This is a genomic window from Halobaculum roseum (assembly GCF_019880245.1).
In the GTDB taxonomy this organism is placed as follows: Archaea; Halobacteriota; Halobacteria; order Halobacteriales; family Haloferacaceae; genus Halobaculum; species Halobaculum roseum.
Genome location: NZ_CP082286.1, coordinates 1,125,745 through 1,137,751 on the forward strand (window position 1 = coordinate 1,125,745; position 12,007 = coordinate 1,137,751).

The following is a 12,007-nucleotide window of genomic DNA, read 5'->3' on the forward strand; positions in this document are numbered from 1 at the left end:
GAAACATCATTCAGATTACTGTTTAGTGGGGCCGGGCCGATCGATCACTTGCATGAGACGGCCCACCCACGGCGGACGCGGTGTCCCCGAGACGGACGTATCGGTCGGCCCGACGGCGGCGGCCGCGGCGCTCGCGCTCGCCGCGTTCCTCGCGTACGCGTTTCCCCCGGTCGCGACGGCGGCGGTCGGCGCGGCGCTCGCGCTCGCGGGGCGACGGCTTGTGCTCGCGATTCGGGCACGGGCGGCCCGCGATCGCCGCCGGCGACGGCTCTGTCTGCCCGGCACCCGCGCCTGCGTCGAGGTCTGATCCGATCCCGCTCCGGTTCCCGCTGACGCCCCTCCCCCGCATTCGCTCCCGGTCCCCCTGACCCCCCTCCCGCGTTCGATCGCCGCGCCCCCTCCCCTGCCGAAGGCGTAAAGGTCGCTCCGGCCCTCGATTCGTCCATGAGTCAGGCGCTGGTCATCGTCGCCCACGGGTCGCACCTCAACCCCGGGTCGAGCGCGCCAACCTACGACCACGCGGACACCATCCGCGCGGCCGGCGCGTTCGACGAGGTTCGCACCGGCTTCTGGAAGGAGGAACCGAGCCTCCGCGAGGTGCTACGCACCTGCGAGGCCGACGAGGTGTACGTCGTCCCGATGTTCATCTCGGAGGGCTACTTCACCGAGCAGGTGATCCCCCGCGAGCTCCGCCTGGACGGCTGGGACGTCGCCGACTGGGACTCCGACGGCCTCTCGGCGGACGTGGCGACCTACACCGCCGAGGACACCGGCCAGACGGTCCACTACTGCGGGCCGGTCGGCACCCACGAGTCGATGACGGACGTACTCGTGCGCCGCGCCGAGAGCGTGACCGAGGATCCCGACGTGGGCGATGGGTTCGGCTTCGCCGTCGTCGGCCACGGCACCGAGCGCAACGAGAACTCCGCGAAGGCCATCGAGTACCACGCCGAACGCGTCCGCGAGACGGGGCGCTTCGAGGAGGTCCAGGCGCTGTACATGGACGAGGAGCCGGAGGTCGACGACGTGACCGACTACTTCGAAAGCGAGGACGTGGTCGTCGTCCCGCTGTTCGTCTCCGACGGCTTCCACACGCAGGAGGACATCCCCGAGGACATGGGCCTCACCGACGACTACCGCGACGGCTACGACGTGCCCGCCGCGGTCGACGGCCACCGGATCTGGTACGCCGGCGCCGTCGGCACGGAGTCCCTGATGGCCGACGTGGTACTGGAGCGGGCGGCCGACGCCGGCGCCGACGTGAGCGCCGCCATCGAGTCGGTCCGCGAGACGACCCGCGTCGCCCCGGGGGCGGACGACTGAATGCTCGCGCGACAGTTCGACGCGCTGCTTTCGGCCGCCGACGCCGACGGCGGGGTCGACTTCGACGGCCTCCGCGTCGCCCGCGACGACGACGGCGGCTACACCTTCGCCACGCCCGAACACGAGGCGACGAACCTCTCGGAGTCGGAACTCCACGCGCACGCCGACGGAAGCCCGTACGTCACCGACTGGTACTTCTGGGAGCGCGAGGTGCAGCGCCACGACTCCCCCCGTCGAGCGTTCCTCCGACACGCCGAGGCCGCGGACGACCACGACGCGGCCGCGCGCTACGACGCCCTCGCCGACGGGATGGTCACCGAGTGGGGGCAACTCCGCATCGAGGCGACCCTCGCCGACGCGGGCGACGGGGTCGGCAGCGCCGACGGCTCCCGTCGCTACGACGTGCGCCACGTCGACGACGCCGACCGCGCGGTAGAGGACCTGGAGACGTACGACGACCCCCTCGACGCCCGCGAGCTGGCGAAACACGACGACGACGGGATGTACCGCCCGCTGAAGACCGGGACGAACATGCCGACCGGCTGGGCGTTCCACGACCTGAACTGGCGCGACGCCGTGGAGACGGTCGAGACGCTGTACCCCGCGACGGTCGCGAACTGGTACCGCGAGCGGCAGGGGCGGCTCGACATCGACCACTGGACGGACACGACCGACCGCCAGACGGGCATCTACGGGATCGTCTCCGAGTTGCCCCGCGAGGCCGTCGAGTGGGTCGCCGAGGCCGCCTGCGACGACTCCCAGTGTGTCAAGCGTCGCGAGTGGCAGTACGACGAGGGCGACGAACTCGCGGCCGACGGCGGGACCGGCGCGTTCCCGTGCCGGGAGCCGTGCTCGCTGGTGATCGCCGCCGCGCGCAAGTGGACGAAGCTGGAGGAGGAGGAGCCGCGCGAGTACACCTTCCGCCTCACCCCCAGCGAGAAGGAACAGATCGAGGGGGTCATCGACGCCGTCGCCGACGGCCGCGTCGACGAGATCCGCGAGGCCGACGTGTACGAGGACGCCAACCGCTACCGGACGCGATACCTGCGCGCGAAGCTGTTCGACGACCACGGCAACCTCGGCGGTGTCGCGACCGAGCCCGAGGACGGGCACGGCGACCACGAGGACTAACTCGGGCGACAACGCCGCGACCCGCTTCTCGACGACCGTCTATCCGAGCAACAGGAACCCGGCGACCAGCACGGCGACGAACACCGCGACCACGCCGAGCGTGACCGCGAGCCCGTCGAGCGTCACGGCGACGATCCCAGCCCCGACGAGCGCCGCGGCCGCCAGCGCCGCGACCGCGAGCGTCCCGGGCTCCGGCGAGGGGATCCCCGCCTCGTCGTCGACCGCCGTGTCCGCGGCGTCGCGGGCGCGGTCGACCCACTCGTCGAGCCGCCTGCGGGCCGCGGCCGCCGGTTCCGGCCCGTCGTCGTCGTCGTCCGGTTCCGCGGCCGGTGTTGACTCGGCGGCCGTCGGGTCGGCGTCGCTCGGCGACGGCACCTCCGAGGACTCCTCACCCGCGGGATCGTCGCCGGCCGCGGGTTCGTTGCCCCCGGAGGAATCGTCGCCACTCGCGGTCGCCGACGGCGCGACCCGAACCGGCACGGTCGTCGCCTCGGCGCCGTGGCCGACGACGACCTCCAGGGTCCCCGTAACCGCCTCGTCCACGGGCGCGACCGTCACCCGAACCGTCCGGGTCGCCTCCTCGTCGACGTAGTGGTTGGGCGGCGCGACGGACGCGACCGCCGCCAGCGGTCCGTCGAACCGCAGATGGACGTGGACCGGCTCCCCCTCGTTGCGTAGCGCGACGGCGAACTCCCCGTCGGCGGCGAACGACTCCGGCGCGGTCACCTCGTTGAGCCGATCGCGGTTCAGCGTCACCCCCAGGATGGCTGCCTCTGACGACACAGGTTGCCCTCCCGCGGAGACGGGAAAAAAGTTCGTCGCCACGGCGACGGCGACGGTGTGGCGGCGACGCGGCGGCGACGGCGACTCGCTCGCGGCGGCGCGTCCGGGGTCTACTCGCGCATGTCCGGCGGCAGCAGGTTCGGGATCCCGTCCTCGATGGGGTACGTCTCGCCGCAGTCCGTGCAGGTGAGCGTGCCCGCGATGATCTCGCCCTCCTCGCCCTCCTCGCGCTCGGTCACCTCGAGCTCGAGGTCGTGCTTGTCGAGCGGACAGCAGACGATGTCCAACAGGGACTCCTTCATTGGCCGGTTCGTGGCGCGGGGCGGTCAAAAGCGTGCGGGTTCCCCGCGAGGGGCGGCGCCGATCGCACGAGTGCGCGTCCCGGCGGACGACCGCGAGGCGGAGCTGTCGGCGGTCGAGGCGGTGAAGCCGGCGATAGCCGAGAACCAGCCGCGCCGTGTGCATCCGGGCGGTCGCCGGCGACGACACTTACTCCCAGGGGTTCGTCCGCACGACCGTCTGCTCGCGGTCGGGACCGACGCCGACGGCGTAGACGGGCGTGTCGAGCTGCTCCTCCAGGTACTCCAGGTACTCGCGGGCCGCCCCCGGGAGCGCATCGTACCCCGCCTCGGCGACGGCGTCGGCGTCGAACTCCGCCCACGTGTCGAACTCCCGGAGGACCGGCTCGCACTCGGCCCAGCGCTCGGTCGTCGCCGGCAGCGAGGGTCGCTCCTCGCCGTCGAGCTCGTAGGCGTGGCCGACGTACAGCTCGTCCAGCCCGGCGAGCACGTCGAGGTGGTTGACGGCGAGCCCGGTGTAGCCGTTGACGCGGGCGGCGTGACGCAGCATCGGCACGTCGAGCCAGCCGATGCGGCGCGGGCGGCCGGTGACGGTGCCGAACTCGCCGCCCTTCTCGCGGATGTCGGCGGCAAGCGTCTCCTCGCGCTCGTCGCCGTCCAGCTCGGTCGGCATCGGTCCCGCGCCGACGCGCGAGAGGTACGCCTTCACGACGCCGACGACCTCGCCGCGGCCGGTGACGGTCGGCCCCATCCCGGAGCCGGTGGCGGCGCCGCCGGCGGTCGGGTTCGAGGAGGTGACGTACGGGTAGCTCCCGTGGTCGATGTCGATGAGGGTGCCCTGCGCGCCCTCGAACATGACGTTGTCGCCGCCCTCGTGGCGCTCGTACAGGAAGTCCGAGCAGTTGACCGTCATGTCCTCCTCGCGGAGGCGACGGCCGAAGTCGCTGTACTCCTCGTGGAGCGCGTCGATGTCGAGTTCCTCGCCCGCCTCGAGCCCGTACACGTCCTCGACGAGCGCGCGCTTGTGCGGGACGACGTACTCCAGGCGCTCGCGCAACACGTCGGGGTCGAGCAGGTCGCCGACGCGGACCCCGCGGCGGCCCGCCTTGTCCTCGTAGGTGGGGCCGATGCCGCGGCCGGTGGTGCCGACCTCGGCGCCGGAGTCGGAGTCGGCCTTCGCCTCCTCCTCGATGCCGTCGAGGCGCCGGTGGTACGGCATGATGACGTGCGCGCGCTCGGCGACGCGCACGTCGGGGTCGAGCCCGCGCTCGCGCAGCGTTTCGATCTCCTCGAACAGCGTCCGCGGATTCACGACGCAGCCGTTGCCGAGCACGCCGACCTTGTCGCGGACGGCGCCGGAGGGCACCAGCGAGAGGGCGTACTCCTCGCCGCCCTCGACGACCGTGTGGCCGGCGTTGTCGCCGCCCTGATACCGCACGACGACGTCGGCGTCCCCGCCCCACAGGTCGACGAGGGCGCCCTTGCCCTCGTCCCCGAGCTGGGATCCGACGATGGTGACAGTCATACCGACCGCTGGTTCCGCGCGGCACGGTAAACCGATTACGGTCCGTTCGCGGAGACGATCCACGGGGATGCGTATCGGTTGTCCCTGTCACGCGGTACTATTCGTGTCTGCGCATTACCGCCACGCGGCGTCGGCGTAACCGTTAACCACACCCACATCGGAGGTGAAGCCGAGAACCGCCGGACATCGTGACGGCCGGGCGACCCGATCCCGGCCGGGAGGAGAACTTTTAAAGGGAGGACGGACGAGTTAACACGTGCCATGATAGACAGACTGGAGAAGGAGGTCGATATGCTGGAGCGACACCTCCAAGTCCTCCGTATGGTCATCGAGAACGAGCCGATCGGGATCGTGAAGATGTCCAACGAGACGGGGTACCCCCACCACAAGGTCCGCTACTCGCTGCGCGTCCTCGAGGAGGAGAACCTCATCGAGCCGTCCAGCCAGGGCGCGATCACGACCGAGCGGACCGCGGAGTTCGTCGAGGAGCTCGACGGAAAGATCGACGAGATCGTCGACAAGATCGGCGGCATGCGGATCGAGGACGCGCCGGAGCTCGAGGGCTGACCGGACTTCGACGACGTTCTACTGATCCATCGCTGCGGCCGCGATAGCGCCGCGGCCGCTCTCCTTACTACCGGGTCGAGAACACACGTAGGACGGACGAACGGACGGAGGAACGACCCGTAGCGTCGGCGACGGCGTCGGACGGGCCGGCTACAGTTCGGGGACGTTCACGTGGAACTCGCCCTCGCGCGACTCGACAAGACAGAGGTGAAAGCCCTGCTTGCGCGAGAGCTTCACGAAGCTCTTGCGCTTGCCCCGCGAGAGCAGCCCGCCGCCGGTCGCGTCGGCTGCCGCCTCCAGCGCGCCGGGCTCGAAGAACGACGCGGTGACGTAGAAGCCGGCTGCGAGGTGGTCGTCGGCGTCCGCGACGGCGCCGGCGTCGCCGACGAGCCCGTCGAGCATCGACTCGGTCGTCGCGTCGCGCCCCTCCGTCACGTCGGCCACCAACAGCGGGTTGCCCATGCGGTCGCGGAGCACGACGTCGAAGGTGTGCTCGGTCGCGCCGCCGTCGGCGTCGTCGACCGCGACGGTCCCGTCGAGCTCGGCGCGGTCGATCTCGGGGATGGCGTCGAACAGGTCCCGCAGCGCCGACTCGTTGCCGGTGCTTTGGATCTCGTACAGCAGCTCGCGGACCGCCCACTCGACGAAGCCGTACTCGATAGTGTCGGTGAGGAACTCCCGGAACGGTCGTCCGTCGACGGCCGCGTCCGCCGCCTCGAAGTCGGTGTGCAGCTCCAGCCGGAGGTTGTCGTTCACGTCCGAACGGCTCGCGCCACCGGCGTGGGCCTTCTCCAGCGTCGCCCCGCCCTTCGAGTCGTAGCGGACGAACAGGTTCGTCCCGGCCAGCGCCCGGTCGGCCGGGACGGTCCGCGCTGGCGCGTCGCCGTCGTCCCCGTCGCCGACCGCCGCCCGCTCGCGGGCCGCCTCCAACTCCTCGCGCGCCTCGGCCAGCTCGGCCTCCAGCTCCTCGACGCGCTCGGAGAGTCGCTCGTTCTCCTCGCGGAGCCCGTCGAGTTCCTCCTCGGTCGACTCGAGCTGCTCGCGCGCCTCGCGGGCGCCCTCGATGGCGCGGTCGCGCTCGGCGCGCGCCGTCGCGAGCGCCTCCCGGGCGGCCGCGAGCTCCTCGCTCGCGTCGGCCGGTCCCTCGACTCGAGCTCCCGAGCCGTCGTCGCGGTCGGACGACCGCCGGCCGTCCGCGTCGGCGCCGGCGGCCTCGCGTCGACCGGCGTCGTCCGTCGCCGACTGGGTCTCCCCTGCCGACCGGTCCCGGCGGCGGCGACGCTCGGCGGCGGCCGCCGAGCCGTTCGTCCCCGCGTCCTCCGCCGCCGGCGTCGCCGTTCGCGACGGGTCGAGCGACGGGATCGACCGGGTCTCGCGCCACTGCTCCTCCGCCGAGAACGGGTCGCCGTCGGATCCGCTCCCCTCCGGCTTCCCTCGGTCGCCCGTCTCGCGGTCGTCCCGGTCCCCCTCCGGGGGACGGTTCGCCGGCCACGACGCCGCTGATCTGTCGGATCCGGCCGACTCCCGTCGGGTCGCCGCACCGTCACCGCGGGACGATGCGTTCGACGGTCGCGACGGATCCGGCGCCCCCTCGCGGGGGTCGCCGGACGGGCGCGGCCCCCCGTCGTCGCTCGGCGACGCCGCGGCGGCCTCCCCGTCGTCGTCCGTCGACTCGGGGTCGTCCGGCACCTCGGCGTCGGTCGTCGCTGTCGCGTCGGCCGTCGGCGACGCGTCGGGGGCGGGGTCGTCGTCCCCGGCCGTGGCGACGGTCGACGGCGACTCGTCGGCCTCGGTCGGCTCCCTGGCGTCGGTCGGTTCACCGGCGTCGTCCGGCTCCCCGTCGCCGCCCGATCCGCCGGCGCCGCCGAAGGTGATGCTCGTCGACGAGTCGGCTTCGGACCGGTCGTCCCCGTCAGCGGGCGAGTCGCCGCTCGCGGCGGCGTCCGGGTCCGCGGCGGCGGCCGTCGCCGAGGCTGCCGCCGAGTCCGGAGCCGGGTCCGAGTCCGTGCCGGAGTCCGGTTCGGGCTCCGGTTCCGGGTCCGGAATGTCGACCACGTCGACATCGACGTCGACGACCTCGTAGATGCCGACCTCGTCGTCGGCGGCCTCGAACGCCTCGTCGCCGGTGAGCACCTGCTTCTGCTCGCCGGTGCCGACGAACGCGCACGCGAGGCGGCGACCGCCGTAGTAGACCGCGTAGTAGTCCCCCGAGAGGACGTTCTCCGACAGCTCGATGTAGCCGGTGAACTTCCCCGAGGAGAGCTTCGCGTCGGCGGCCGACAGGGCCGTGTCGTTCGTGTAGTAGCGCGCCTTCGTCTCGCCGCCGCGTTCCCGCATCGCGTACAGCAGCGGCAGCGACGGGTCGGGCGCGACGTACGCGGTGCCGTCGGCGTCCGCGAACGAGTCCAGCGACCCGTCGAACACGCCGACCACGCGACCGTTCAACATGAACAGCCACGCGTGTCCCTCGGTGACCGCCCCGGTGAAGTCGCGGGACTGCAAGGTGCGGAGCCCGTCGATCCCCCCCGAGAGCGGCTCGGACTCCCATCCGGTCACCGTTTCGACTGTTTCGCCGTCCATCGCCGGTACATCGCTGCGTCCGACGCAAATACCTTCCGCCTGGTCGGACGGCTGTCGGACAGTGATTCTCGCCGATTGACAGCTTCGGACTCGCGAGCCGATCGCGGCCGTCAGCCCGCGATCGCGTACAGGAACAGGAACCCGAAGTACAGGACGACGAGCATCCCCAGCGACACGATCCGGAACCGACGGAGGTCGTCGGTCTCCTCGTCGCGGGCCACCTCGTAGGCGGTCCGCTCCTCGTCGTCGAGGTCGGCGTGGGCCTGCCCGAGGTGGAGGTCGCGGTGACGCTTCCGGGCGAACGGCCGGCCGCACCGCGGACACGCGAACGCCGTCTCCCCCGGCGGCACCTCGTAGCGGTCGGCGTCCGGGTCGCGCGGCTCCGGGGCGTCCGTCGCGTTGCCGGGGTCCTCCATGTCGCCGACACCATCGTCGGCGACGGCGGGTCCGTCGCCGGCGGTCGTCCCGTCGCCGCCGCTCCCCCCGTCCGTGCCGGCGTCGTCGCCGGCGACGTGCTCGCGGCTCATACGAACGGGGGCGCACCTCCGGGGCGCGAGACGATCCACAGGCTCGCCATGGTGTAGGCCACCATCGCGACGGTGACGCCGTATTGGCTTCGGATCGCCTGGAGTCGGTCGGGGAACAGGTCGTACGCCGTCGCGTGAGCCACCCAGACGGCCAGCAGGTGTCCGCCCAGCACCGCGGCGACGCCGACGCCGCCGACCCATCCCGGCACGATCAGCACCGGGAGCGCCTCCGGGGGCGACAGCGGCGACGTGAGCACCGCAGCGAGCGTCGGCGACAGCGACAGCGCCGTCGCGAGGTTGTGCGCGAGGTGGTAGCCGGCGGCGATCGCCAGCAGCGACGGCGCGAACCGCCGAGCGAGCTCGCCGGGCGCGAGGAACGTGTCGGCCGTCCGACGGGCCGCGCGCGCCGACGCGAGATACAGCCCGAGGAACAGTCCGTACCCGATCAGCATGGCGAGCAGATACACGAGCAGCGCGGGGACGCCGGCCTCCACGAACGGCCGCGCGATGTCGGTCCACAGTCCGGTGCCGACGAAGCCGTCGTAGGTCGTGACGAAGACGATCGCGACGACGAAGCCGACGTCGTCGCGGCCGTCGATCCACGCGGCGTCGGTGAGGCCCATCCCGGGAACGCGAAGCCGCGGGCCGTCGTCCGTGCGCGTGATCGGGGCGGCCCGACCGTAGGCGTCGAGCAGCCGCGACACCGGGTCGGCGGTGTCGAACCAGTCGTCGGCGCCGAAGACGACGCTCCCCGCGACGGAGACGGCGAGGTAGCCGAGCACGAGGCCGGTGAGCAGCCGCGGGTCGTCCGCCATCGGCGTCACGACCTCCAGGTACACGAGCGCGAGCAGGCCGGCGACCGCCGGCCACGATCCGAGCCGCTCGGGGTAGGGCCGATCGAGCGACGGGAACACCCCGGCGATCGCCCGGAACGGGTCGACCGCCGGCCAGGTGTTGCCGAGGAGGTACGCCGAGAGGACGAACACGGCCCACCAGCCGACCCACACGACCAGGACGGCCGCGCTGTCGGCGGCCGTGCGGGGGCCGAACAGGCCGGCCGCGATCGTGACCGCGAGCGCGGCGATCCCGACGGTCCTCGCGAGGACCCGGGCGACGCGACCGGCGTCGGGGAGCGCGCGCGTCCACCCGTCGATCCGGCGGATGTAGCTCCGGTCGGTGACCGCCGACGCGAGGAGGAAGGAGGCGCCGACGACGGCGCCGCCGGTGGCGAGAAACAGCCACGTCGGCACCGTCACCGTCTCGCGGGTCGCGGCGCGAACGCCGCCGGCGTGGGCGGCGACGCGCGACGCGCTCGCGAGCACCGCGAGCGCCGCGAGCGCGAACGGCGTCGCGCGTCGCGCGAGACGAGCGCTTCGTGAGTAGCGATCCATCACCGACGGTTGGGAGAGGGCGGCCGAGTAGCTTGCGAAACCGCGACGGGGGATGCGGGGAACCGTCCGCGACGGTCCCCGGCGGCGAACCGAACGCGACGCGGGCGCGCCACGATCAGCAGATCCCGTCGACGCGGTCGGCGTCGTCGACACGGTCGGCGTCGTCTGGGCCCTCCGTCCGTTCGGCGAGCACCTCGCGGAGCACCGTCCGGTGGCTCCGCAGCTCGCCGGAGCGCTCGGGCCCCACGAGCGCCAGGTCCGCGCCGTCGGCCAGGGCCGCACACAGCGAGTCGATCGCGGTACTGGCGTCGGGGTCCGACGCGAGGTGCTCGCGGTAGCGGTCGGCGAAGTCGACGCGGTCCCACGCCGCGTTGTGCGCGCCCGACTCACACAGCCCGTCGATCCGGAACGACTCGGCGGCGTCGGCGTGGTCGTCCAGGAGCGCCGGCGGCGGGGCCAGCGCCGGACGCGTCTCGTCGACGAGCGCGCGGAGGCGCCCCGGGGGCGACGCGGCCACGCCGATCAGGCGGGCCTCGGGCGGGAAGTCGCCGCCGTCGCGGTCGAGCTCGCCGACGTAGGTGTCGTACAGCGGCACGGGTGGGAGATGACCTCGGCCGGCAAAAAGCGCACCGCCGAGGCCGGGACCGACGACTCGGAGAGAGAAGGCGGCTCAGACGCGTTTCGACCGGGCCTCCCGCACGCTGGCCCCCTCGCGGACCATGTCTTCACAGGAAGGGCACACGCGGACGTCGTTCATCCCTTCCGGAGCGAACACTCGAACGTATCGTTCGGTGACGAACGAACTACAGTTCCTGCACTCCGGCATACGTCAGATAGTTATCGGCTACCGTAGTATGTGTATCGGCCGTCCACGCGAACTGTATCGGCCGTCCACGCAAACTACTGCGAACCGAGCCGTCGAGCGCGGCGATGCCGCACCGTCGTGCCGTCGGGCGCCGACGCAGGTGGGAGGATTTTTGTCTCCGCGTCGGCTACCGGCGCGCATGGCTACAGAAACGGAGGACGCCCACGACGACGGGCATCACCTGCCCGCGGTCGAGGACTGGCCGCGCGGCTTCGGGGAAGCCTCGTGGTGGCCGTTCGTCACGGCGCTCGGGGGCGCCGGCATCTACATCGGCGCGGCGCTGTACCTCATGGCGATCGGTGACCGGAACATCGTCGGCCCGATGGTCGGGCCCGGCGTGTTGGTCGGGAGCATCGGGCTGTTCCTGGTCGGCATCTACGGGTGGATGTACCACGCGTTCGTCACGCACTTCTGGGAGCGCGGCGCCGACGAACACAGCGCGAGCAAGCTCAGGTGGGGGATGATCGCGTTCCTCGGCTCGGAGATCGCCACCTTCAGCGCCGGCTTCACGTACTTCTTCTTCATCCGCTCGCAGGACGCGTGGGCGGAGATCGCGGGTGACCTCCCGCACCTGCTCGGGTCGCTGGTGGTCATCAACACGACGATCCTGATCGTCTCGTCGGTGACGCTGCACTTCGCACACGGCGCCATCCGCCGAAACGACCGCGGGAGGTTCCTCGGCTGGCTCGCCGTCACGCTGCTGCTCGGGATCGTGTTCATCGGCGGCCAGGTGTACGAGTACTACGAGTTCATCGTCCACGAGGGCTTCACCCTCACCTCCGGGCTGTTCGGCTCGGCGTTCTACGGCCTCACCGGGCTTCACGGGCTGCACGTCTCGATGGGTGCGGTGCTGCTCGCCATCGTGTTCGTCCGCGCCCTGCAGGGACAGTACTCCGCCGACCGCCACGTCTCCGTGACGACCGCCTCGATGTACTGGCACTTCGTCGACGCCGTCTGGATCTTCCTCGTCATCGCGCTGTACGCCGGCGCCGAGGTCGGCGCGTAGTCGACCTCGA

At 72.0% G+C, this 12,007-nt stretch carries 13 protein-coding genes; 5 read left to right on the forward strand and 8 right to left on the reverse strand.

The window, feature by feature from the left end:
- Positions 1–52 precede the first annotated feature (52 nt).
- The 3 genes from K6T36_RS05670 to K6T36_RS05680 all read left to right on the forward strand — a co-directional run bounded on the left by K6T36_RS05670 (position 53) and on the right by K6T36_RS05680 (position 2,454).
- Positions 53–307, forward strand: a complete 255-nt coding sequence (locus tag K6T36_RS05670; RefSeq protein WP_222922987.1) for a hypothetical protein — start codon at positions 53–55, stop codon at positions 305–307.
- A gap of 137 nt (positions 308–444) precedes the next feature.
- On the forward strand, positions 445–1,323 hold the full coding sequence (locus K6T36_RS05675; protein ID WP_222922988.1) for a CbiX/SirB N-terminal domain-containing protein: 879 nt from the start codon (positions 445–447) through the stop codon (positions 1,321–1,323).
- Positions 1,324–2,454 (forward strand): DR2241 family protein, encoded by a 1,131-nt coding sequence (locus K6T36_RS05680; RefSeq protein ID WP_222922989.1) that lies wholly within the window; start codon positions 1,324–1,326, stop codon positions 2,452–2,454.
- A gap of 39 nt (positions 2,455–2,493) precedes the next feature.
- On the opposite strand, the gene K6T36_RS05685 is transcribed toward K6T36_RS05680, so the two are convergent.
- The 3 genes from K6T36_RS05685 to K6T36_RS05695 all read right to left on the reverse strand — a co-directional run bounded on the left by K6T36_RS05685 (position 2,494) and on the right by K6T36_RS05695 (position 5,061).
- The gene (locus tag K6T36_RS05685; protein WP_222922990.1) at positions 2,494–3,237 is read right to left on the reverse strand and encodes a DUF7524 family protein; all 744 of its coding nucleotides are present in this window, start codon (positions 3,235–3,237) and stop codon (positions 2,494–2,496) included.
- A 110-nt stretch (positions 3,238–3,347) separates the two neighbouring features.
- Positions 3,348–3,539: a methytransferase partner Trm112 gene (locus K6T36_RS05690; RefSeq protein ID WP_222608479.1), complete on the reverse strand. Its 192-nt coding sequence runs from the start codon at positions 3,537–3,539 to the stop codon at positions 3,348–3,350.
- Between the two features lie 187 nt (positions 3,540–3,726).
- The gene (locus tag K6T36_RS05695) at positions 3,727–5,061 is read right to left on the reverse strand and encodes an adenylosuccinate synthase (RefSeq protein WP_222922991.1); all 1,335 of its coding nucleotides are present in this window, start codon (positions 5,059–5,061) and stop codon (positions 3,727–3,729) included.
- Between the two features lie 261 nt (positions 5,062–5,322).
- On the opposite strand from K6T36_RS05695, the gene K6T36_RS05700 reads away from it, so the two are divergent.
- On the forward strand, positions 5,323–5,628 hold the full coding sequence (locus K6T36_RS05700) for a hypothetical protein (protein ID WP_222608481.1): 306 nt from the start codon (positions 5,323–5,325) through the stop codon (positions 5,626–5,628).
- Between the two features lie 150 nt (positions 5,629–5,778).
- Here K6T36_RS05700 and K6T36_RS05705 read toward each other — a convergent pair whose 3' ends face one another.
- The 5 genes from K6T36_RS05705 to K6T36_RS19165 form a co-directional block, all read right to left on the reverse strand.
- A complete protein-coding gene (locus tag K6T36_RS05705) occupies positions 5,779–8,208 on the reverse strand; it encodes a DUF7527 domain-containing protein (protein ID WP_222922992.1) in 2,430 nt (809 codons plus the stop codon).
- Between the two features lie 110 nt (positions 8,209–8,318).
- The gene (locus K6T36_RS18875) at positions 8,319–8,735 is read right to left on the reverse strand and encodes a DUF7410 domain-containing protein (RefSeq protein WP_225935192.1); all 417 of its coding nucleotides are present in this window, start codon (positions 8,733–8,735) and stop codon (positions 8,319–8,321) included.
- On the reverse strand, positions 8,732–10,126 hold the full coding sequence (locus tag K6T36_RS05715; protein ID WP_222922993.1) for a hypothetical protein: 1,395 nt from the start codon (positions 10,124–10,126) through the stop codon (positions 8,732–8,734). Before K6T36_RS05715 ends, K6T36_RS18875 begins: the two co-directional genes overlap by 4 nt.
- Positions 10,127–10,241: 115 nt before the next feature.
- Positions 10,242–10,721, reverse strand: a complete 480-nt coding sequence (locus K6T36_RS05720) for a DUF488 family protein, N3 subclade (protein WP_222922994.1) — start codon at positions 10,719–10,721, stop codon at positions 10,242–10,244.
- A 75-nt stretch (positions 10,722–10,796) separates the two neighbouring features.
- Positions 10,797–10,952, reverse strand: coding sequence for a DUF7563 family protein (locus tag K6T36_RS19165; RefSeq protein ID WP_425601398.1), 156 nt, complete (start codon positions 10,950–10,952; stop codon positions 10,797–10,799).
- A 178-nt stretch (positions 10,953–11,130) separates the two neighbouring features.
- On the opposite strand from K6T36_RS19165, the gene K6T36_RS05725 reads away from it, so the two are divergent.
- Entirely contained in the window at positions 11,131–11,997 is an 867-nt protein-coding gene (locus K6T36_RS05725; protein ID WP_222922995.1) for a cytochrome c oxidase subunit 3, read from the forward strand.
- The last annotated feature ends 10 nt before the right edge of the window (positions 11,998–12,007 follow it).

Excerpts from the sequence above, each read along its gene's own strand:
- K6T36_RS05670 (WP_222922987.1), top strand. The coding sequence starts at position 53 with ATGAGACGGCCCACCCACGGCGGACGCGGTGTCCCCGAGACGGACGTA.
- K6T36_RS05675 (WP_222922988.1), top strand. The coding sequence starts at position 445 with ATGAGTCAGGCGCTGGTCATCGTCGCCCACGGGTCGCACCTCAACCCC.
- K6T36_RS05680 (WP_222922989.1), top strand. The coding sequence starts at position 1,324 with ATGCTCGCGCGACAGTTCGACGCGCTGCTTTCGGCCGCCGACGCCGAC.
- K6T36_RS05690 (WP_222608479.1), bottom strand. The coding sequence starts at position 3,539 with ATGAAGGAGTCCCTGTTGGACATCGTCTGCTGTCCGCTCGACAAGCAC.
- K6T36_RS05695 (WP_222922991.1), bottom strand. The coding sequence starts at position 5,061 with ATGACTGTCACCATCGTCGGATCCCAGCTCGGGGACGAGGGCAAGGGC.
- K6T36_RS05700 (WP_222608481.1), top strand. The coding sequence starts at position 5,323 with ATGATAGACAGACTGGAGAAGGAGGTCGATATGCTGGAGCGACACCTC.
- K6T36_RS05705 (WP_222922992.1), bottom strand. The coding sequence starts at position 8,208 with ATGGACGGCGAAACAGTCGAAACGGTGACCGGATGGGAGTCCGAGCCG.
- K6T36_RS18875 (WP_225935192.1), bottom strand. The coding sequence starts at position 8,735 with ATGAGCCGCGAGCACGTCGCCGGCGACGACGCCGGCACGGACGGGGGG.
- K6T36_RS05715 (WP_222922993.1), bottom strand. The coding sequence starts at position 10,126 with ATGGATCGCTACTCACGAAGCGCTCGTCTCGCGCGACGCGCGACGCCG.
- K6T36_RS19165 (WP_425601398.1), bottom strand. The coding sequence starts at position 10,952 with ATGCCGGAGTGCAGGAACTGTAGTTCGTTCGTCACCGAACGATACGTT.
- K6T36_RS05725 (WP_222922995.1), top strand. The coding sequence starts at position 11,131 with ATGGCTACAGAAACGGAGGACGCCCACGACGACGGGCATCACCTGCCC.